The 21,496-nt window shown below is 62.4% G+C and carries 19 protein-coding genes; 16 read left to right on the forward strand and 3 right to left on the reverse strand.

What is annotated here, in order from left to right; all coding sequences use genetic code 11:
- Positions 1 to 58: 58 nt before the first annotated feature.
- The 8 genes from alr to AC02Y0_RS11320 all read left to right on the forward strand — a co-directional run bounded on the left by alr (position 59) and on the right by AC02Y0_RS11320 (position 7,399).
- On the forward strand, positions 59 to 1,225 hold the full coding sequence (alr, locus tag AC02Y0_RS11285) for an alanine racemase (RefSeq protein WP_476378957.1): 1,167 nt from the start codon (positions 59 to 61) through the stop codon (positions 1,223 to 1,225).
- 53 nt (positions 1,226 to 1,278) lie between these two features.
- Entirely contained in the window at positions 1,279 to 1,566 is a 288-nt protein-coding gene (locus AC02Y0_RS11290) for a type II toxin-antitoxin system ParD family antitoxin (RefSeq protein WP_476378959.1), read from the forward strand.
- Positions 1,563 to 1,883 carry a type II toxin-antitoxin system RelE/ParE family toxin gene (locus tag AC02Y0_RS11295; RefSeq protein WP_476378961.1) on the forward strand — a complete coding sequence of 107 codons (321 nt, stop codon included), beginning with the start codon at positions 1,563 to 1,565 and terminating at the stop codon, positions 1,881 to 1,883. The genes AC02Y0_RS11290 and AC02Y0_RS11295 overlap by 4 nt, the downstream gene beginning before the upstream one ends.
- The gene (radA, locus tag AC02Y0_RS11300) at positions 1,884 to 3,287 is read left to right on the forward strand and encodes a DNA repair protein RadA (RefSeq protein ID WP_102021430.1); all 1,404 of its coding nucleotides are present in this window, start codon (positions 1,884 to 1,886) and stop codon (positions 3,285 to 3,287) included.
- Between the two features lie 89 nt (positions 3,288 to 3,376).
- Positions 3,377 to 3,988: a CvpA family protein gene (locus AC02Y0_RS11305; RefSeq protein WP_102021431.1), complete on the forward strand. Its 612-nt coding sequence runs from the start codon at positions 3,377 to 3,379 to the stop codon at positions 3,986 to 3,988.
- 125 nt (positions 3,989 to 4,113) lie between these two features.
- Positions 4,114 to 5,604 carry an amidophosphoribosyltransferase gene (gene purF / locus AC02Y0_RS11310; RefSeq protein ID WP_476378963.1) on the forward strand — a complete coding sequence of 497 codons (1,491 nt, stop codon included), beginning with the start codon at positions 4,114 to 4,116 and terminating at the stop codon, positions 5,602 to 5,604.
- Between the two features lie 121 nt (positions 5,605 to 5,725).
- The gene (locus tag AC02Y0_RS11315) at positions 5,726 to 6,466 is read left to right on the forward strand and encodes an SDR family NAD(P)-dependent oxidoreductase (protein WP_476378965.1); all 741 of its coding nucleotides are present in this window, start codon (positions 5,726 to 5,728) and stop codon (positions 6,464 to 6,466) included.
- Positions 6,467 to 6,520: 54 nt separating this feature from the next.
- Positions 6,521 to 7,399: a DMT family transporter gene (locus tag AC02Y0_RS11320; RefSeq protein ID WP_476378966.1), complete on the forward strand. Its 879-nt coding sequence runs from the start codon at positions 6,521 to 6,523 to the stop codon at positions 7,397 to 7,399.
- Here AC02Y0_RS11320 and AC02Y0_RS11325 read toward each other — a convergent pair whose 3' ends face one another.
- Positions 7,400 to 8,641, reverse strand: coding sequence for a GGDEF domain-containing protein (locus AC02Y0_RS11325; protein ID WP_476378967.1), 1,242 nt, complete (start codon positions 8,639 to 8,641; stop codon positions 7,400 to 7,402). It lies immediately after the preceding gene.
- A gap of 312 nt (positions 8,642 to 8,953) precedes the next feature.
- Between AC02Y0_RS11325 and cysS the strand changes: the two genes are divergently transcribed.
- The 6 genes from cysS to rarD all read left to right on the forward strand — a co-directional run bounded on the left by cysS (position 8,954) and on the right by rarD (position 15,168).
- Positions 8,954 to 10,438, forward strand: coding sequence for a cysteine--tRNA ligase (cysS, locus tag AC02Y0_RS11330; RefSeq protein WP_476378969.1), 1,485 nt, complete (start codon positions 8,954 to 8,956; stop codon positions 10,436 to 10,438).
- Positions 10,439 to 10,473: 35 nt separating this feature from the next.
- Positions 10,474 to 10,941 carry a GFA family protein gene (locus AC02Y0_RS11335; protein WP_476378971.1) on the forward strand — a complete coding sequence of 156 codons (468 nt, stop codon included), beginning with the start codon at positions 10,474 to 10,476 and terminating at the stop codon, positions 10,939 to 10,941.
- Positions 10,938 to 11,426 carry a GFA family protein gene (locus AC02Y0_RS11340; protein ID WP_476378973.1) on the forward strand — a complete coding sequence of 163 codons (489 nt, stop codon included), beginning with the start codon at positions 10,938 to 10,940 and terminating at the stop codon, positions 11,424 to 11,426. The genes AC02Y0_RS11335 and AC02Y0_RS11340 overlap by 4 nt, the downstream gene beginning before the upstream one ends.
- Position 11,427: 1 nt before the next feature.
- Positions 11,428 to 12,387 (forward strand): prolyl aminopeptidase, encoded by a 960-nt coding sequence (gene pip, locus AC02Y0_RS11345; protein WP_476378974.1) that lies wholly within the window; start codon positions 11,428 to 11,430, stop codon positions 12,385 to 12,387.
- 150 nt (positions 12,388 to 12,537) lie between these two features.
- Positions 12,538 to 14,154 carry a citramalate synthase gene (gene cimA, locus AC02Y0_RS11350; RefSeq protein ID WP_476378976.1) on the forward strand — a complete coding sequence of 539 codons (1,617 nt, stop codon included), beginning with the start codon at positions 12,538 to 12,540 and terminating at the stop codon, positions 14,152 to 14,154.
- A gap of 117 nt (positions 14,155 to 14,271) precedes the next feature.
- A complete protein-coding gene (rarD, locus tag AC02Y0_RS11355; RefSeq protein WP_102021441.1) occupies positions 14,272 to 15,168 on the forward strand; it encodes an EamA family transporter RarD in 897 nt (298 codons plus the stop codon).
- A gap of 10 nt (positions 15,169 to 15,178) precedes the next feature.
- Here the strand turns inward: rarD and AC02Y0_RS11360 are convergent, their stop codons facing one another.
- The gene (locus AC02Y0_RS11360; protein ID WP_476378978.1) at positions 15,179 to 15,799 is read right to left on the reverse strand and encodes an LOG family protein; all 621 of its coding nucleotides are present in this window, start codon (positions 15,797 to 15,799) and stop codon (positions 15,179 to 15,181) included.
- Between the two features lie 157 nt (positions 15,800 to 15,956).
- Here AC02Y0_RS11360 and AC02Y0_RS11365 point away from each other — a divergent pair, with 157 nt between their 5' ends.
- Complete coding sequence (locus AC02Y0_RS11365) at positions 15,957 to 18,014, forward strand: LysM peptidoglycan-binding domain-containing protein (RefSeq protein WP_476378980.1); 2,058 nt, start codon at positions 15,957 to 15,959, stop codon at positions 18,012 to 18,014.
- Positions 18,015 to 18,129: 115 nt separating this feature from the next.
- Entirely contained in the window at positions 18,130 to 20,019 is a 1,890-nt protein-coding gene (locus AC02Y0_RS11370; protein WP_476378982.1) for an ABCB family ABC transporter ATP-binding protein/permease, read from the forward strand.
- A 24-nt stretch (positions 20,020 to 20,043) separates the two neighbouring features.
- On the opposite strand, the gene AC02Y0_RS11375 is transcribed toward AC02Y0_RS11370, so the two are convergent.
- Positions 20,044 to 21,135, reverse strand: a complete 1,092-nt coding sequence (locus tag AC02Y0_RS11375; protein WP_476378984.1) for a sensor domain-containing diguanylate cyclase — start codon at positions 21,133 to 21,135, stop codon at positions 20,044 to 20,046.
- Positions 21,136 to 21,496 lie beyond the last annotated feature (361 nt).

A 21,496-nucleotide genomic window follows, 5' to 3' on the forward strand; every position in this document is an offset into this window, starting at 1 on the left:
TTTCGTCTTGAAGAAAAGTGCTAGGGTCGGCGCATCGATCAACTGACCCGAAGCCTTCATGACAGACCGTTTCACCATTCTCGATGCGCCGGAGGAGTTTCTTTCGGCACCGCTGCGCCTGACCGTGGATCTCTCGGCGATCGCCGAGAACTGGCGAGAAATGGCACGCCGCTCGGGCAAAGCGCGGGCTGCTGCTGTCGTCAAGGCGGATGCCTATGGTCTCGGCATCGAGGATGTCGGCCAGGTGCTTTACCGGGCTGGTGCCCGCGACTTCTTTGTCGCCGTGCCGGCGGAAGGAGCGACACTCCGCCCCTATGCGCCCGAGGCCCGCATCTTCGTGCTCTCGGGCATCTGGCCCGGCCAGGAAGAGATCTTCTTCGAGAACGATCTGGTCCCCGTGATCGCATCGGAAGAGCAACTCGCGTTCTGGATGGCGGTGCTCACCGAGCGAGGCCCCTACCCTTGCGCCCTGCATGTCGATACCGGCTTCAACCGGCTCGGGCTGCCGATGGCCGACGCGCTGGCGCTGACCGACGATGTCTCGCGTCCGGCCAGCCTCGATCCCGTTCTCGTGATGAGCCATCTCGCCTGCGGCGATGATCCGTCTTCGCCGATGAACCGCCAACAACTTGAAAAATTCCGGGAGGTTAGCGCGGCTTTCGAAGGTGTTGATTCCAGTCTATCGGCCTCGGCCGGTATCTTCCTCGGCTCTGACTACCACTTTGATCTGACCCGGCCGGGCATCGCGCTCTATGGCGGCGAGGCGGTCAACGGCGCGAAAAACCCGATGCAGCCGGTGGTCAAGGCCGAGGCGCGCATCCTGCAGATCCGCGAGGCCAAGACGGGCGAAAGCGTCTCCTACGGCGCAACGCATGTGCTCAGCCGCGACAGCCGTCTCGCCGTAGCAAGCGTTGGCTATGCCGACGGCTATCTGCGCAATCTCTCCGGCTCCGGCATTCCCCTGCGCGACACCGGCCTGCCCGGCGCGTATGGCGTGATCGCCGGCAAGCGCGCTCCCGTCGTCGGGCGGGTCACCATGGACCTCACCATCTTCGACGTCACCGACCTGCCTGACAATGCGGTCCGCAGCGGCGACTACATCGAACTTCTTGGCCCCTCGATGCCGCTCGACGACGTCGCTCGCGCCGCCGGCACGATCGGCTATGAGATGCTGACGGGGCTTGGTCTGCGCTACGAGCGCATCTACCTCGAGGGGGAAGACTGAGGTCTGGCGCGGGCGGATTTGTTCTGCTATTGTTCCGGCCAATGGAGCATCCAATGACTGAAGAACATCCAGCTCACTCGACTGTGCAGCTAGAGCTCGAACCAGACGAATCCGCATTCATTGAGCGGCAGGTCAGCAACGGCGCCTATGCTTCCGCCGAGGACATGCTGCGCGCGGGTCTGCGCCTGCTGGCCCAGAACGAGCGTCAAGAGCGGATTGCAGAACTTCGGTCGATGATCGATGAAGCCGATCAATCCGTCGAGGCTGGGGACTTCAAGGAATTTTCGAATCCGGGCGACCTCACTGCCTTTATCGTCGCCGAAGCGAAAGCACGAAGGTGAACAGCAGTTTTGGTCGACGCTATCGACTGTCGCCCCAAGCCGTCGAGGATTTGATCCAGATCTACAATTACCTCTATGAGCGAAGCCCTGTTGCGGCCGAGCGATTCACCCGCGATATCGAGCAGAAGATCACAGACCTTGCAGGATCCCGAAATCCCGGGGTCTCGCGTGACTGGCTGAAACCCGGCCTGCGCGCATTTCCCTATCGCCGCCGCTGCATCTACTTCCGTATCGTCGCAGATACTCTTGTGGTCCTCCGCATCGCGCATGGACGACAAGACATCACGTCCGATACCTTCCCTGAAAGTGACGACTGAATGGCCAAAGCCAAAACCCAATTCATCTGCCAGAACTGCGGCACGGTACATTCCCGCTGGGCGGGCAAATGCGACGGATGCGGCGAGTGGAATACCATCGTCGAAGAAGACCCCATGGGCGGGATCGGATCCGGTCCCGGCAAGGCACCGAAGAAGGGCCGGCCCGTCACGCTCACCTCGCTGTCCGGCGAGATCGAGGAAGCGCCGCGTATTCCGACCGGCATGGACGAACTCGACCGTGCCACCGGCGGCGGTTTTGTGCGTGGCTCGGCGGTTCTCATCGGCGGTGATCCCGGCATCGGAAAGTCGACGCTCCTGATGCAGGCGGCAGCAGCCCTGTCGCGGCGCGGCCATCGCGTCATCTATGTCTCGGGCGAAGAGGCCGTGGCGCAGGTTCGGCTGAGGGCACAGCGCCTCGGGGCCGCCGATACCGACGTGCTGCTGGCCGCCGAAACCAATGTCGAGGACATCCTCGCCACCGTTTCCGAAGGCAAGCGGCCAGATCTCGTCATCATCGATTCGATCCAGACGCTGTGGAGCGATACGGCCGACAGTGCGCCGGGCACCGTCACCCAGGTGCGCACCGGCGTGCAAGCGATGATCCGCTATGCCAAGCAGACCGGGGCCACCATGGTGCTGGTCGGCCATGTCACCAAGGAAGGCCAGATTGCCGGCCCTCGTGTGGTCGAGCATATGGTCGATGCCGTCCTCTATTTCGAAGGCGATCGTGGCCATCATTACCGCATCCTGCGCACGGTGAAGAACCGCTTCGGACCGACGGACGAGATCGGCGTCTTCGAAATGTCCGACAAGGGTCTGCGTGAAGTCGCCAACCCTTCCGAACTCTTTCTCGGCGAGCGCAACGAGAAAGCCCCCGGGGCTGCCGTCTTCGCCGGCATGGAAGGCACGCGCCCTGTGCTCGTCGAAGTCCAGGCGCTGGTGGCAGCAACCTCGCTCGGCACACCGCGTCGTGCCGTGGTCGGCTGGGATTCCTCACGCCTCGCCATGATTTTGGCGGTATTGGAGGCGCATTGCGGTGTACGGCTTGGGCAGCATGACGTCTATCTGAACGTCGCCGGCGGCTACCGGATCAGTGAACCGGCAGCCGACATGGCGATTGCTTCGGCTCTGGTTTCATCGCTGGCCGGTCTTGCCCTTCCGGCCGATTGCGTCTATTTCGGCGAAGTCAGCCTGTCAGGGGCCGTGAGGCCGGTGGCCCACACGGCCCAGAGGCTGAAAGAGGCGGAAAAGCTTGGTTTCTCCGCCGCGGTCTTGCCGGCTGCCTCGCCGGACCTTCCCAAAGGTTCGAAGGGCAAATGGAGGGAAGTGGACAGCCTTCCCGATCTCGTGGCGCGGATCGCCGGTTCCCGGCTGAAAGCCCCCACGGATCAGGAGGATGGTTGATCCGGTCCGACGCGTGTGACCCACGCGTTCCGGCGGTATCGCGGTGACATCAATGCCGGCTTTTGCCGGTGGCCCTGGAGTTGGAATTTATGCCCATCACAATTTTCGACGGTATCGTCATCGGCGTCGTCCTGTTTTCAGCGGTGCTGGCGATGGTGCGCGGCTTTTCGCGTGAAGTGCTCTCCATCGCAAGCTGGGCAGGCTCCGTCGCGGCCGCCTATTATCTCTATCCGCTGCTCGTCCCCTATCTGATGAACTATACCAGCGACGAGCGCATCGCGCTTGCCGGCTCGGCGGGCATCATCTTCCTGATCGCCCTGATCATCATCTCCTTCATCACCTCGCGCATCGCCGATTTCATCATCGACAGCCGCATCGGCGCGCTCGACCGGACGCTCGGCTTCCTGTTCGGTGCTGCCCGTGGCCTGCTTCTGCTGGTCGTCGCCGTCGCCTTCTGGAACTGGCTGATCGATTTCCGCCAGCGTCCCGACTGGGTCAACGAATCCAAGTCGAAGCCCTTCCTCGATTCGCTGGTTCTCAAGCTGGAAGCGGTTTTGCCTGAGGATATCGAGCCGCAGATCCGCGAACGTATCCTTGGCCGCGAAGACACCGAAGCGGGCACCGCTGGCGAGACGGCACCTGCCGAACAGGCGCCTGCCGACCAAGCCCCGGCCGAACAGGCTCCGGCCCCGAGCAACTGATCGTTTCGCGGCCAACAGCCGCGCGACCTTAAGACAAGACAGACGCCGCCGGATCGGGACAGACCGGCGGCTTCCCTGTTCAAAGCATACCACCCGCGTCTGTCCCCGGAGCAAAGGCCCTCGCCATGAAGCAGATCAGCCCTTCTTACGTCGTCTATGGCAATCAGGACGACAAGTTCCATGAAGAATGCGGCGTGTTTGGTATCCTCGGCCATCCGGATGCGGCAACGCTGACGGCGCTCGGCCTGCATGCACTCCAACATCGTGGCCAGGAAGCAGCCGGTATCGTCTCCTTCGACGGGCGGCAGTTCTACACCGAAAAGCATATGGGTCTGGTTGGCGATCACTACACCAACCCGGTGACGCTGGCGAAGCTGCCGGGGCCGCAGGCGATCGGCCACACCCGCTACTCGACGACAGGCGAAGTGGCGCTTCGCAACGTGCAGCCACTGTTTGCCGAACTGGAAGAAGGCGGCATCGCCATTGCCCATAACGGCAACTTCACCAACGGGCTGACGCTCCGCCGCCAGATTATCGCCACCGGCGCGATCTGCCAGTCGACCTCCGATACCGAAGTCGTGCTGCATCTTATCGCCCGTTCGCGCCACGCTTCGACCACCGACCGTTTCATCGATGCCATCCGCCAGATGGAAGGTGGCTATGCGATGATCGCGCTCACCCGCACCAAGCTGATTGCAGCCCGCGACCCGATCGGCATCCGGCCACTGGTCATGGGTGATCTCGACGGCAAGCCGATCTTCTGTTCGGAGACTTGTGCGCTCGACATCATCGGCGCCAAGTTCGTGCGCGATGTGAAGAACGGTGAAGTGATCATTTGCGAAACGCAGCCTGATGGCTCTGTGACCATCGAATCCCGCATGCCGGCGCGTCCGCAGCCGGAGCGCGTCTGCCTGTTCGAATATGTCTATTTCGCCCGTCCCGATTCGGTCGTCGCCGGCCGCAACGTCTACACGACCCGCAAGAGTGCCGGCATGAACCTCGCGCTCGAAGCGCCTGTAGAAGCCGATGTCGTCGTGCCGGTTCCGGATGGCGGCACGCCGGCGGCTCTCGGCTATGCGCAGCAGAGCGGCATTCCCTTCGAATACGGCATCATCCGCAACCATTATGTCGGTCGTACCTTCATCGAGCCGACGCAGCAGATCCGCGCTTTCGGCGTGAAGCTCAAGCACTCGGCCAACCGGGCGATGATCGAGGGCAAGCGCGTCGTGCTGGTCGACGATTCCATCGTCCGCGGCACGACCTCGCTGAAGATCGTGCAGATGATCCGCGATGCCGGTGCCAAGGAAGTGCATATCCGTGTCGCCTCCCCGATGATCTTCCATCCTGATTTCTACGGCATCGACACACCGGATGCCGAGAAGCTGCTTGCCAACCAGTATCTCGGCATCGAGGCCATGGCGAAGTATATCGGCGCTGACTCGCTTGCCTTCCTGTCGATCGACGGCCTCTACAAGGCGGTCGGCGGCAAGCCGCGTGATCCTGCCAATCCGCAGTTCACCGACCACTATTTCACCGGCGACTACCCGACGCGCCTCGTCGACAAGGAAAGCGAGAAGCCGGGCCGCAAGGAAAGCATGCTCGCCGCCAACGGCTGAGCTCCAGAGCAGGTCCAGCAAAAGTCCGCCAGCGGCTTTGCGTCCGGACTGCGTTAAAACAAGGAGATAGAGCATGTAATCCGGCCTAAGCCGGACATGCTCTAGGGATACAGGACAGATCATGACCATCGACCTCAAGGGCCGGATTGCGCTCGTCACCGGCGCCTCGCGCGGTATCGGCTATTTCACCGCGATCGAACTGGCCAAGGCCGGCGCCCACGTCATTGCCTGTGCCCGCACGGTAGGCGGCCTGGAAGAGCTTGACGATGCGATCAACGCCGTCGGCGGCACCGCAACGTTGGTGCCCTTCGACCTCTCGGACATGGCCGCGATCGACCAGCTCGGCGGTCACATCTTCGAGCGCTGGGGCAAGCTTGACATCGCCGTTCTGAATGCCGGCGTTCTCGGCGTCATCTCGCCGATCGGCCATGTCGAGGCGAAGGTCTTCGACAAGGTCATGACGATCAACGTCACCGCCACATGGCGGCTGATCCGCTCGCTGGAGCCGCTGCTGGTCAAATCGGATCAGGGCCGCGCGTTGATCCTGTCTTCGGGTGCCGCCCACAAGTGCCGCCCGTTCTGGGGGCCCTACTCCGCCTCCAAGGCCGCCGTCGAGGCGCTGGCCCGCACCTGGGCCGCCGAGACCCAGCGTCTCCCGCTGCGCGTCCTCTCCGTCGATCCCGGTGCCACCCGCACCGCCATGCGCGCCCAGGCCATGCCGGGGGAAGATCCGGCCACTCTGCCGCATCCTTCGGAAGTCGCGGCCAAGCTTCTGCCGCTCGTCGGCCCGGACCAGACGGAAACCGGCAGGCTTTACCAGCTGCGCGAAGGCAAGATCGTCGACTACCGGATGCCGGAGTAAGGCCTGCAGGATCGTGCCTGCGGCCTCATGGTCGTCAATTGTCAGGACTTAAGCATGGCCCCCAGAGACTTTGCCGCCTATGCCTATCTGTCTCTAGCCTGGGGCCTCTCCTTCCTGTTGTTGCTGCACGTCGTCGATGCCTTCGGCTGGATCGGTGCAGTTACCTTTCGATGCTTCATCGCAGGCGCCCTGCTTTATGCGATTGCGCTGATGATGCGGCGCAGGCTGGATTTTAGCGCCGGCTGGCTGCCCTTCACGATCGTTGGCGCCACGACCGTGGCCGGACAGTTGATCGGGCTCTCCTATGCGACACCGCTGATCGGAACGGCCATGGCCGCGATCTTCGTTGCCTCGATCCCGCTCTTCTCGATGGTCATCGCACAGCTCTGGGGACTGGAGCGCATTACGCCGACGCGCGTGCTCGGTCTGGTGCTCGGGACGATCGGAATCATGATGCTGGTCGGCTTTCCGGCCGTGCCTGTCACCGGCGCCTTCCTGCTCGGCTGCTTCGCGATGATTGGCTCGACCTTCTCGGCGGCCTTCGGCAGCAATTACGCGAGCCGGTATCTCGCCGACACCGGACCGTGGGAAGTCACCACCGGCTCCTTCATCGCTGGCGGCATCCTGACGCTGCCGCTTCTGTGGTTCGTGCCGGTGCCCGGCACGCCTGCCACCATCGATTACGTCTATCTGCTGGCCCTCGCCGCATTGATGAGCGCCCTCACCTATGTGCTCTATTTCGGGCTTGTCAAAAGCATCGGGGCAACCGCTGCGATCAGCGTGGAATTTGCCGTGACGGTGGTGGCGGTTCTGGTGGGTGGTCTGGTGCTCGACGAACCGCTGACCGTGCTTCAGCTCTGCGGCGGGGCCGTCATCATCATCGGATGTGCGCTGGTACTCGGGCTCGTTCGCCTGCCGCGGGCTGCCGCCTGATCAGCTGCTGCGGCGACGGATGCGGGCGAGCGAACGACGCGGCGCGCCGACAGCGAGCGCCAGCGTCTCGACTGTTTCTTTGAGCAGGATCGTCGGCTCATAGAGGCGGACGCAGTTTCGACCATCCGCCTTCGCCCGATAGAGAGCGGCATCCGCCCCGGCCAGCAGCGTGTCGAGGTCCATGCCGCGTGCATTGGCCTCGCTGACGCCGATGCTGACGGTGACATGCAGGGCAGAAGGCCCGGCGATGATCATGTCGGCGATGGCGAGACGCAGATTTTCCGCAACAGCAACCGCCTTTTGCGCACTCATGCGCGGCATGAGACAGCCGAACTCCTCGCCCCCGATGCGGGCAAAGAGCCAGCCCTTCGGCATGCGCTGTTCGATTGCGCGGGAGAAGGCGAGCAGAACCTGATCGCCAGCGGCATGCCCGTAGGTGTCGTTGACCGCCTTGAAGTGGTCGATATCGAGCAGCAGCAGGCTCGCGCCGCCCTCCTCCTGCTGCAGAACCTGATTGGCCTGCGTGACGAAGGTGCGTCGGTTGGCGAGATTGGTCAGCGGATCCCGTTCGGATGCCAGGCGGTAGCGAAGCTCGTCACGTTCTTTCGCCAGCATCAGCAGGGCAACCAGCGACAGCACGATCATCATGGAGTTTGCCAGAACGACAAAGGCAAACCAGGGCGCGGTGGACCCATCGGCGGCGTAAGCCGGCCCAACGAAAATGGAGAGCGGAGCCGGGGCCAGCCACACCACGCCGCGAATGACATTGGCGAGTGCCGCGAGCGACCTTGAAGGTAGCGGTTCCGGCTTCGCCTTGCGCATCATTTCGCCTGCCGTGAGGAAGCAGTAGGCTGCCACCAGGAAGCCGAGCACGCAGGTCCGGACAGTGATCGATTCATGGAGGATGGGCATGAACCAGAGAACAGCCCAGATCACCAGACCAACCGATGCCTTGAGGATGGAGACACGTCCACCTTCAAAGGCGACCACCGCCTGCCAGTAGAAACCGACAGCAAGTACGCCGAGGCCGAGACCCAGACCGGAGGACAAGATCAGAGGCAGTGTCTCGCGCGCGGCATGTAGCAGCATGGCGGCACAGGCCGCCACACCGGCGGCCACCAGCAACGGCATGATCCGGCTGCCGCGATTGCGAAACCACATGAATATCGTCACCACCGTCGAGATCAGTGTGATCAACGCGTGGACAATCATGATGGTAGGCAGATGCAGGCTGTGGTCCATGCCGAAGATCATCTCCGAGGGCGGGGGAATGCCTCGCTAGAATTGGGGGAGTTATCTTGAAAAAGACTTAACCCGAAGCGTGACTATCCACAGTTGCCACCTGGCGTGTGGCCTATTCCGGCACGATGGCATGTGCCCTTGACCAAAATCGCGACGCGCGCCATAACAGCGCCCATGAAAACGAGCCTCTGCATCATTTGCGGGATCATTATTCGCTAGCGCTTCGCTGGCCTGGCCGTTTTCGTCTCCTGCATAGACCCAGATGACAAACGACCCGGTCCAGCCGGGTACCATTCGTTCTGGGAGTTTCTCATGGCCGGCGGCCTCAAGCTTTACAACACGCTCACACGCGACAAGGTCGATTTCGAGCCGATCGACCCGGACAATGTGCGCCTGTATGTCTGCGGACCGACCGTCTATGACTTCGCCCATATCGGCAATGCGCGCCCCGTCATCGTCTTCGACGTGCTCTATCGCCTGCTGCGCCACACCTATGGGGCGGACAAGGTCACCTATGTCCGCAACATCACCGACGTGGACGACAAGATCAACGCACGCGCCTTGCGCGATTTCGGCGGACAGATCGCCGATGGTTCGATGAGCCTCAACGAGGCGATCCGGGCTGTCACCGGCAAGACGGAGAGCCAGTTCCACGAAGACGTGGCCTCGCTCGGCTGCCTGAAGCCGACCGTCGAGCCGCGGGCTACCGACAATATTCCGCAGATGATCACGATCATCCAGCGGCTGCTCGATATGGGGCACGCCTATGTCGCCAGTGGTTCGGAAGGCCACGAAGTGCTGTTTTCCACCGCCTCGATGGCGGATTACGGCATGCTGTCGAAGCGCAAGCTTGAGGACCAGCAGGCGGGCGCCCGCGTCGCCGTCGAAAGCCACAAGATGAACCCGGCTGACTTCGTGCTATGGAAACAGTCTGCAGACACTGAACCCGGCTGGCCGGCGAGCTTCACTTTCGAGAAGACGACCACGCCGATCTATGGCCGTCCCGGCTGGCATATCGAATGCTCCGCCATGGCCGACCGCTATCTGTGGGAAGAGATCAAGGATCGCCTTTCGCCAAAGGCAAAGTCAAAGCCGCACCAGTTCGACATCCATGGCGGCGGGCTCGACCTGATCTTCCCGCACCACGAAAACGAGATCGCCCAATCCTGCTGCGCCTTCGACAACGACCTGATGGCCACCGTCTGGATGCATAACGGCTTCCTGCAGGTCGAGGGCCGCAAGATGTCGAAGTCGGACGGCAATTTCGTCACGATCAACGAGTTGGTGGCGACGGAAAAATTCGGCGGGCGGAAGTGGCCGGGTGAAGTTCTGCGGCTTGCGATGCTGATGACGCACTATCGCGAGCCGATTGATTTCTCGGTGAAGCGGCTGGAGGAAGCAGAACGCCTGCTGGCAAAATGGCCGGCGGGTGATCCCGGCGATGTGGCGCCGGATGCTTCCGTCCTTGAAGCCCTTGCAGACGACCTGAACACGGTCGCAGCCGTTCAGGCGGTCCATGCGCTGGCCCAGGCGGCAAATGCCGATCCGTCGAAGCTGCCGCTGTATGTCGCCTCGGCGGCCCTTCTCGGTGTTGCGCCGAAGAAGGCCGAAGTCAGCGACGACCTCTCCGCCGCCGTTCAGGCGCTGGTCGACATGCGGCTCGAAATGCTGAAGGCGAAGAACTTTGCCGAGGCCGACCGGATCCGCGACGAACTTGCCGCCAAGGGCATCCAGCTCAAGGACGGCAAGGACAAGGAGACCGGCGAGCGGGTCACGACCTGGGAGGTCAAGCGGTAGGATGGTTTTGGCTGCAGCGGAATGAGGACGAACAGATGAGCGAGACCCATAGCGGCGGCTGCCAATGCGGCGCGATCAGGTTCCAGGCGTCGAAGCTGGGACGGCCGTCGATCTGTCATTGCCGCATGTGCCAGAAACATTTCGGCTCCTTCTTCGGCGCCTTCGTCACCGCTGATCAAGCGCATCTGACCTGGACGCGCGGACAACCGATGCTCTACCGCTCCTCGTCCAAGGTGAAGCGCGGGTTCTGCGGCAAATGCGGCACGCCGCTTTCCTATCATCACCCAAACGGGGTGGAACTTGCGATCGGCGCCTTCGACCATCCGGAGAATTTCGAACCGCAGGTTCAGGTGAACCACCAGAAGCGCCTGCCGTGGATCGATCAACTCTTCGAGAAGCCCGCCTATTCCAGCCCTGCGATGGAGGAGTTTTTTGCCTCGGTCGAGAGCTTCCAGCATCCCGATCACGATACGCCTGCATGGCCGCCGGAGGATGAACGATGACCCGTCAGGTGCATTCCGGCGGCTGCCAGTGCGGCGCGATCCGCTACAAGATCGCGGGCGAACTCGGCTATCCGCATATCTGCCACTGCCGCATGTGCCAGAAGGCGAGCGGCAATGTCTTCATGGCGCTTGCCGGCTCCCGGCAGGAGGATTTCCTGCTGATGCGCGGCGAGCCGAGCTGGTTCCAATCATCAGACCCTTGCGGGCGCGGCTTCTGCAAGGACTGCGGCACGCCGCTGTTCTTCCGCACGAAGGGTTCGCCCTATATCAGCGTGACAATCGGCAGCCTCGACAAGCCGGAACTCGCAGAGCCCATCTCGCAGGACGGCGTCGAGAGCCGGGTGCCCTATTTCGACAGACTTTTCGGCCTGCCCGAGAAGCAGACCGACCGTTCGGACCTTCCGGCGGGCAATGCCGGGATCGCAGCCACCTCACGGCAGCATCCCGATCACGATACGGTGGCCTGGCCACCGAAGAGGACATGACATGACGAAAGAGTTGCGCGGCTTTTATCCTGAGATCGAACCCTATGAGACCGGCATGCTCGATGTCGGCGACGGTCACCAGATCTATTGGGAACGCTTCGGCACCAAGGGCGCCAAGCCGGCCGTCTTCCTGCATGGCGGTCCGGGTGGGGCCATCAGCCCTACACAGCGACGTCTCTTCGATCCCGCCCTCTACGACGTGATCCTGTTCGACCAGCGCGGCTGCGGCAAATCCACACCGCATGCCTCGATCGAGGCCAACACCACCTGGCACCTCGTGGCCGATATCGAACGTCTGCGCGAACTGATGGGCGTCGAGACATGGCTCGTCTTCGGTGGCTCCTGGGGCTCGACGCTGGCGCTCGCCTATTCCGAGACGCATCCCGAGCGGGTGTCAGAACTGGTGCTGCGCGGCATCTACACGCTGACCCGTGCGGAGCTCGACTGGTACTACCAGTTTGGCGTCTCCGAGATGTTCCCGGACAAGTGGGAGCGCTTCATTGCCCCGATCCCGGAAGAAGAGCGTCACGAGATGATGGCTGCCTATCGCCGGCGCCTCACGGGCACCGACCGCGAGGAACAACTGCGCTGCGCCGTTGCCTGGAGCACCTGGGAAGGCGAGACCATCACGCTTCTGCCTAATCCTGATTATTCCGACCACTTCTACGACCCGGAATTCGCATTGGCCTTTGCGCGCATCGAGAACCACTTCTTCGTCCATGCCGGCTGGCTGGAAGAAGGACAGTTGCTGCGCGATGCATACAAGCTGAAGGACATACCGGGCGTGATCATCCATGGCCGCTATGACATGCCCTGCCCGGCCAAGTATGCATGGGCTCTGCACAAGGCCTGGCCGAAGGCGGATTTCCATCTGATCGAAGGGGCGGGCCACGCCTATCTCGAGCCTGGCATTCTCGACCAGCTGATCCGGGCGACGGATCGGTTTGCGGGGAAGAACTGAAGTAAAGACTGCCCCTCACCCTACCCTCTCCCCGCAAGCGGGGAGAGGGGGCGCAAGCGGTGCCGCATCGCCCTTCTCCCCGCCTGCGGGGAGAAGGTGGCGGCAGCCGGATGAGGGGCCGATATCACCGAGTTGTCCAAGGATTGCATCATGACGCTTGAAAAGATCACCCTGTTCGACACGACACTGCGCGACGGCCAGCAGACGCCGGGCGTTGATTTCTCGGTCGAGGACAAGATCGCGATTGCGGCCATGCTGGACGAGTTCGGCATCGACTTCATCGAGGGCGGTTATCCCGGGGCGAACCCGACGGACACGACGTTCTTTTCCAGGAAGCGCACGCAAAAGGCCGGCTTCGTCGCCTTTGGGATGACCAAGCGCGCCGGCATCTCCGCCTCTAATGATCCGGGCCTGAGCCAGCTCATCCAGTCGAAGGCGGATGCCGTCTGTCTGGTCGCCAAGAGCTGGGACTATCATGTGAAGGTCGCGCTCGGCTGCACCAACGAGGAAAACCTCGAAAGCATCCGCGACAGCGTCAAGGCCGTGGTCGAAGCGGGCAAGCTTTCCATGGTCGACTGCGAGCACTTCTTTGATGGCTACAAGGCCAATCCTGACTATGCCCTCGCCTGCGCCAAGGAGGCTTACGACGCCGGCGCGCGCTGGGTCGTGCTCTGCGACACCAATGGCGGCACGCAGCCGCCAGAAATCCGGGACATCGTTTCGGCCGTCATCGCCTCCGGCATCCCCGGCTCCTCGCTCGGCATCCACGCGCATAACGACACCGGGCAGGCGGTTGCCAATTCACTCGCCGCCGTCGAGGCCGGCGTGCGGCAGATCCAGGGCACGCTGAACGGCATCGGCGAACGCTGCGGCAATGCCGATCTCGTCACCATCATCCCGACGCTCTGTCTGAAGGAGACGTATTCCTCGCGCTTCGAGACCTCGATCGATCGCGAGAAGCTGGTTGGCCTGACGCGCCTGTCGCGCGCCTTCGACGAGTTGCTCAACCGCTCGCCCAACCACCAGTCGCCCTACGTTGGCGGCTCGGCCTTCGCCACCAAGGCCGGCATCCATGCCTCGGCACTTCTGAAAGATCCGAAGACCTACGAGCATGTGGAGCCGGAAAGTGTGGGCAATTTCCGCAAGGTCATGGTGTCGGACCAGGGTGGCAAGGCGAATTTCCTCAACGAGTTGAAGCGTCGCGGCATCACGGTTGCCAAAGACGATCCGAAGCTCGACACGCTGATCTCGGTCGTCAAGGAGCGGGAAGCCTCGGGCTATGCCTATGAAGGGGCCGATGCCAGCTTCGAATTGCTGGCGCTGAAGACGCTCGGCACTGTGCCGGAATTCTTCGCCGTCGAGAGTTTCCGCGTCATGGTCGAACGTCGTTTCGACAGCCATGGCCGGCTGAAAACAGTCTCGGAGGCCGTGGTCCGGGTGATCGTCGATGGCGAAACCGTCATGTCGGTTGCGGAAGGCGATGGTCCGGTCAATGCGCTCGACATCGCGCTGCGTAAGGATCTCGGCAAATACCAGTCCGAAATCCTCGACTTGGAGCTGGCGGACTACAAGGTCCGCATCCTCAACGGCGGCACCGAGGCCATAACCCGCGTGTTGATCGAGTCCACCGATGCGACAGGCGCCCGCTGGTGGACGGTGGGCGTGTCCGAGAACATCATCGACGCCTCCTTCCAGGCCCTGATGGACTCGATCGTCTACAAGCTGATGAAAAACCGCGAACTTGCGGGCCAGATCGCGGCGGAGTGAGATCGGCCGCGCGCAAATCATCGGCCCGGCTGAACGATGCTTCACAGAAATGAATTGGCGCCTGCAACCCTGCGGGCGTAATCCCGTTTCCAAGCATAACAAAAGTCAGGAAACACCATGGCCGACGTCTCCGCTCCTGCCGAGAACCGGGACAGCCTGAATGGCTTTCTCTTTGCGCTCTCGGCCTATCTCCTGTGGGGCTTCCTGCCGCTCTACATGAAGGCGCTCGCGCATATCTCGCCGGCGGAGGTGATCGCGCATCGCATTCTCTGGTCGATCCCGGTCGCCGGCCTTCTCCTGATCATCCTCAAGCGCACCGATGAGTTGAAGAAGGCGATGCGCAATCCGCGCATGCTCGGCATGGCCGCCGTCACTGCGACGCTGATCAGCGTCAACTGGGGCATCTATGTCTGGGCAATCGGAACCGGCCATGCGCTGGACACTGCACTCGGCTATTTCATCAACCCGCTGTTTTCGATCCTGATGGGTGCGGTCCTCCTGAAGGAAAAGCTGAAGAAGACCCAGATCGCGGCCCTGGCGCTCGTTGTGCTCGCCGTGGTGATCCTGACCGTCGAAGCGGGCCGACTGCCGGTGGTGGCGCTGGCGCTCACCTTCTCCTGGGGCTTCTATGCCTTCTTCCGCAAGACATTGCCGATCGGGCCGAACCAGGGCTTCCTCCTGGAAGTGCTGCTGCTCTCGCCGATCGCGCTCGGCTATCTCGTCTATCTCAACTTGCAGGGCGGCGGGCATTTTCTGATGGGCAACATGACCGATACGATCCTGCTCGCCTCGGCGGGGCTGGTGACGGCGGTGCCGCTGATCCTCTATGCCAATGGCGCCAAGCTGTTGCGCCTCTCGACCATCGGCATCATGCAGTATATCGCGCCGTCGATGATCTTCATCACCGCCGTGTTCGTTTTCAACGAACCCTTCAGCATGGCGAAGGCTGTCGCCTTCCCGCTCATCTGGTCGGCACTGGTGATCTATACGCTGCCGATGCTTCGGCAGCGCTGATCGCTTCGTCTCAAAGCTTTGAGATTGTCTCCGGGTCGCCTTCGGGCGCTCCGGTCTCGGCCCAACGCTTTTCGATCGCCGGCACGATATCCTCGATCCTGTCGATAACCAGCGGCCGCACGAGATGGGCCGTGTGGATGAAGCCGGAGGCAGACATGTGGTCGACGAGCTCCAGCATCGGCTTCCAGAAGTCATTCACATTGGCAAAGACCATCGGCTTGGCGTGACGGCCAAGCTGGCCCCAGGTCATGATCTCGACGATCTCCTCCAGAGTACCAATGCCGCCGGGCAGCGTCACGAAGGCATCCGAGCGCTCGAACATGGCGTGCTTGCGCTCATGCATGTCCTTGGTGATGATCAGTTCGTTGAGCTGGCCGAGCGAATGGCGCGTCGCTTCCATATCGACGAGGAATTCGGGTATGATGCCCGTCACGTGACCGCCGGCTGACAAAACGCCCGAGGCAACTGCCCCCATGATGCCCTTGGTGCCGCCGCCATAAACCAGGCGGAGGTTGTTTTCGGCCAGCGCGCGGCCGAAATTGCGGCCTGCTTCCATGAAGGCGGGATCGCGTCCGGGCTGAGAGCCGCAATAGACGCAGACGGATCGAATCGGGGTTTTCTGTTCGCTCATACGGGGCAAAAAACAGGCTCGCCCGCTGAAGGTCAACAAAATTGGCTGAAAACCCTTGTCCGGCCGGGTGGATTGATCCATCGCCGCTTGTCGATTCATCGGGTTGACGCTAGCAATTCCAAGGGAATGGCGGCTGTTCCGCCGGGAGACTTGAGAAATGAAGAACCGTGCCCTCTGGGTGGTCCTGCTGGTCCTTGCCATCGTCAGCCTGCTGATGGTGTTCGTCATCATGCCGCGGCTCAACACGCCGACGGCCGATCTGCCGACGGTGAACGCGGCCGCCGATGCTGCGAAGTCCGCAGCCGACCAGGTCCAGGCCACTGCCGAGACCGCAGCCGCCGATGTCGCCGCAACGGCAGCAGAGAAGATGGATCGCCTGAAGAGCGAGGCGGTGAAGGCCGTCGACGGCATCTCGGCGCTGTTTGCCGATGGCCGCACGCCAGGCATCGAGGCCTATTCGGCAGCCAAGACGCTGGCCCAGGGCGCACTCGAGGCTCTTTCGACCATCGATATTCCAGAGGGGCTGGATACGGCCGTAATGGATGGCATCAAGGCGGTTCAGGCTGATGCCGCGCTAGCGCTGGCGCTCGTGCAGAAACTGCCTGCCGACCCTGCCCAGGCAGCCAACATGGTCGCGTCGATCAAGGACGCGCTTCTCGGCAAGCCGGTCGCTCCGGCACCGGTGGCGGAGGCTCCTGCTGATGCTGCGCCGCGTTTCGACATCCTGCGCGTCGAGCCGGATGGTTCGACCGTCATTGCCGGCAATGCAATCCCCGGCGCCAAGGTTGAAATCCTCAATGGCAACGAGGTCATTTCCTCGCAGACCGTCGACGGCACGGGCGATTTTGCAGCCGTGCTCGATCAACCGCTGGCACCTGGCGACCACTCGCTGCAGATCCGCGCCACGGCCCCCGATGGTAATGTCGTGACCTCGGAAGAAGTCGCAACGATTTCCGTGCCGGAAGGTGGCAAGGGCGAGCTGCTCGCCATGGTGTCGAAGCCGGGCGAAGCGAGCCGCATGATCACGCTTCCCGGCTCTGACAATGCGTCCACTACGGCGCCTGCACAGACTGCGGCAGCAACCACGCCCGCGACGGCTGGCGGCGTCACCCTGCCGGAACTTCCGGCTGCGGCGAGCGAACTTGCGACCTCTGCACCCGTCATGCCCGGCAGCGCGGAGACTGCGGCTGCCCCTGCCAACCAGCCGACGACCGAGACCCCGGCGTCGCTTCCGGGCGCCACAGAGGTTCAGGTTACCGCCGTCGAGATCGAGGGCGACCGCATCTTCGTGGCCGGAAAGGCACCGGCCGGTGCCACCGTGCGCGGCTTTGCCGACAAGGCCGTGATCGGTGAGGCCGTCAGCGACACGAGCGGCAATTTCGTCATCGAGGGCGAGATGAAGCTCGAAGTCGGAAACCACATCATCGAAGTCGAACTGCTGGATGCGACCGGCAAGGTCGTCGTGCGCGCCTCGGTGCCCTTCGAGCGTCCTGCAGGCGAGCAGGTCTCTGTCGTCGCCCAGACGGCACCGGCTGCAGCAGCTGCCGCGGCAAGCCCTGAACAGGCAGAGTTCGAGCGGCTGCGCATCTCGCTCACCAAGGCGATGACGATCCTCGAAAACCTCTTCGCAAACGGTCAGAAGCCGGCACTGGAGCAGGCAGCTGCGGCCCGTTCGGCAACGGAAATCGGGCTGCAGTCGATTGCCGCCTTCCGAGCCGGCCCGAACGCCGATCCGGCCTTCATCGCGGCGGTCGATGCCCATGCTGCAAAGGCGCGGGAAGCCTTGGCACTGCTCCAGCCGATTGCCGCCGGTGATGTGGACGCGCTGGGCGCTGTCTTGCCGAAGCTCGTCGCCCTGATCCGTGATCTGTTGAACGAGCCGACACCGGCCGTGACGGCGGCACCGGCTGCAGATGCAGCGGCCCCGGCACAATCGGCAGCCGCGGCCTCGTCCGAGCCGAAGACGATCCAGCAGGCGCCGCTTGCCCAGAGCGACAGCAGCGTGATCATCCGTCGGGGCGACACGCTCTGGCAGATCTCGCGCCGCGTCTATGGCCAGGGCGTGCGCTACACGACGATCTATCTCGCCAACGAGAACGAGATCAACAATCCGGACATGATCGAACCCGGCCAGATCTTCACCGTCCCGCGCGATGCGCTGCCGAATGCGGAGGAAATCCACCGCAAACGTCTCCGCGGTGAGGCTGTGAACTGAGCTTTCACAGATCCGTCATTGTATTCGCGCAAGCGAAAACCTAATTGAGTAAGAGCGGCGGTCCTCCCAAGGGATCGCCGCTTTTTGATCTGCATGCAAGCGAGAGGGTCCGGGGATGGCTGAGGCGAAGAAGAAGACGGTATCGGCCGACGACGGCAACCCGATGCAGACCCTGGTCAACCTCTGGCCCTATATGTGGCCGGCCGATCGCTTCGATCTAAAGATGCGTGTGGTCTGGGCCACCGTCTTCCTGATCATCTCGAAGTTTGTCCTGATCCTCGTCCCCTATTTCTTCAAATGGGCGACCGATGCGCTGGATGGCCGGATCGACATGGCAGGTCTTCTGCCGACCTTCCTGCTCGGCGCCGTCGCGCTCGTCATCTTCTACAATCTCACCCGCATCCTGCAGGTCGGCCTCAACCAGCTGCGCGACGCGCTGTTCGCCAGCGTTGGCCAGCATGCGGTGCGCCAGCTCGCCTACAAGACCTTCGTGCACATGCACCAGCTGTCGCTGCGCTTCCACCTGGAGCGCAAGACCGGCGGCCTGTCGCGCATCATCGAGCGCGGCACCAAGGGCATCGAGACGATCGTGCGCTTCACGATCCTCAACTCTATTCCGACGCTGATCGAATTCATCCTGACGGCCGCGATCTTCTGGTGGACCTACGGCTTCTCCTACCTTGGCGTCACGGCCTTCACGGTCTGGGCCTATATCTGGTTCACCATCCGCGCTTCCGACTGGCGCATCGGCATCCGCCGCGCGATGAACGACAGCGATACGGACGCCAATACCAAGGCGATCGACTCGCTTTTGAACTTCGAGACGGTCAAGTATTTCGGCAATGAGGAGATGGAAGCGAAGCGCTTCGATGCTTCCATGGCGAAATACGAGAAGTCGGCGACGCAGGTCTGGACCTCGCTCGGCTGGCTGAACTTTGGCCAGGGCCTGATCTTCGGCATCGGCACTGCGATCATCATGGTGATGTCGGCGCTTGCCGTGCAGCGCGGCGAGCAGACGATCGGCGATTTCGTCTTCGTCAATGCCATGCTGATGCAGCTCTCCATCCCGCTCAACTTCATCGGCTTCGTCTATCGCGAAATCCGCCAGGGCCTGACCGATATCGAACAGATGTTCGATCTCCTTGAGGTCCAGGCCGAAGTGGTGGACAGCCCCGATGCCAAGCCGCTGGTTATTGCGCAGGGCGCCATTGCCTTCAAGGATGTGCATTTCCACTACGACCCGGAGCGTCCGATCCTGAAGGGCGTTTCCTTCGAAGTCCCGGCGGGCAAGACGGTCGCTGTGGTCGGACCGTCGGGTGCCGGCAAGTCCACCATTTCCCGCCTGCTCTACCGCTTCTATGATGTGCAGCAGGGGTCGATCACCATCGATGGTCAGGACGTCCGGGACATCACGCAGAAATCGCTGCGCGCGGCCATTGGCATGGTCCCGCAGGATACCGTGCTGTTCAACGACACGATCGCCTACAACATCCGCTATGGCCGGCCGGGCGCTGCCGAAGACGACATCGTCCAGGCGGCCGAAATCGCGCAAATCTCGAACTTCATCAAGGATCTGCCCGATGGCTTCGAGACCAAGGTCGGTGAACGCGGCCTGAAGCTCTCAGGCGGCGAGAAGCAGCGTGTCGCGATTGCGCGTACCGTGCTGAAGGCACCGCCGATCCTCATCCTCGACGAAGCGACTTCGGCGCTCGACACCACCACCGAGCACGAAATCCAGTCGGCGCTCGACATTGTATCCAAGAACCGCACGACGCTGGTCATCGCTCACCGGCTGTCGACGGTCGTTGCTGCCGACGAAATCATCGTTCTGAAGGGCGGGGAAATTGCGGAGCGCGGCAGCCATGCGGACCTGCTGGAGCAAAATGGTCTCTATGCCTCGATGTGGAATCGTCAGCGCGAAGCGACCCAGGCCGAAGAAAAGCTGCGGCAGGTCCGCGAGAGTGACGAACTCGGTGTCGTGGTGCGTCGTCCTCCGGCCATCTAAGCTGACGGACAGCCCGGCCGGCGCTTAATCGGCTTTGCAGAGCCGGTTGCGCCCGTCGCGCTTCGCCCGATAGAGCGCGAGGTCCGCGCGGCGCAGGGCGTGGTCAATCGTTTCCTGCGCCGGTTTGAAATCGGCAAGACCGATGCTGATCGTCCCTGCAGTCCCGACCTCCGTCGAAATCTGGCAGTATCGGGCGATATCGGCCCGCATGCGATCGAGGATTTCGGCTGCGCGTGCGGCATACTCTTCCGAGAAAAAGGCGAAGAATTCTTCACCGCCGGCGCGAGCAATCAGCACGCCATCGCTCTCATGCGCCCGCAGGGTATCGACGATCGAGCACAGCGTCAGATCGCCCTCGCCATGGCCGAGCGCATCATTGATCGACTTGAAGTGGTCGATGTCGATCACGGCGACAGCGAAGGTGCTGGACAGGTTATTCGAGGCCTGCTCGATGGCGGAGGCGGCCGCCTGGAAGAACTTGCGGCGGTTATAAGCATTGGTCAGCGGATCGCGCTCGGCGGCAGCGGTCAGGCGCGCCTCCAGTTCCTTGCGCTCGGTGATGTCGATCAGCACACCCGCGATACCGCGCAAGCCTCCGTCAGGAGCGGCGACGCAGGCCTTGTGCAGCATGATGTGGCGCATGCCGGTTTCCGGCAGGCAGACATCAGTTTCCACCCTGAGCACGCCGCCCTGCCGCATGACTTCCAGATCCGACTCGCGGTGGGCCTCTGCAACATCCTTGGGCAGGAAATTGGCCAGTGTCTGCCCGATCACCTGGTCCCGATGTGTGCCGACGAACTGGCTGAAGGCGGTGTTGCAACCGAGATAGCGACCACCGACGTCCTTCAGGTAGATCGGTGTGGGCAAATGGTCGAGGCCGGCCTGCCAGGCATCGATATGGTCTTGCAGAGCCTCACGCGTCCGCTCCCGGGCTTCCACCAGCTTCAGATGCCGTCTGGCACGGAGCAGAGAGCGCAGCAGGTGATGCGGGCCGTCCTCCAGTAGCAAGTCGTCGGCGCCAGCCTCGAACAGATTGGTCTGGAATTCGGTGCTCGCCGGGCCCGTCACGGCGACAACGTAGAGGTTATCCTGAAACTCCGTCCGCAGCCGATGCATGACGTCGAGGGCGACCCTTGTCGTTGCATCCAAAAAACAAACGGAGGAAGCCTGGAGCTGATCCAGATTGCGCAAACATGCAGGTCCGAGAGAGCCAATCGCCGCAGGTGGCGGCAGGCCGTCCTCGGAATACCAGGCGATCGCGACCTGCGGCGCAGTGTCCGAAACCGTTTCAATTTTCCTGGCGAGCTGCAACAGTCAGTCCTTGCCCGGAGCAGCCCTTAACGGTGCCACAATCCGGATCCCCCATTTTTTCATCTCCCCTTTTTTAGGGTGCAGTTATTTACAAAATCTCGCCAGGAAACGAACAAGGCATTCTTTTTTTGGGCCAGCGGTGGATTGTCACAACTGGTTTACGCCG

Source organism: Allorhizobium sp. nf9_anc (assembly GCF_056323085.1).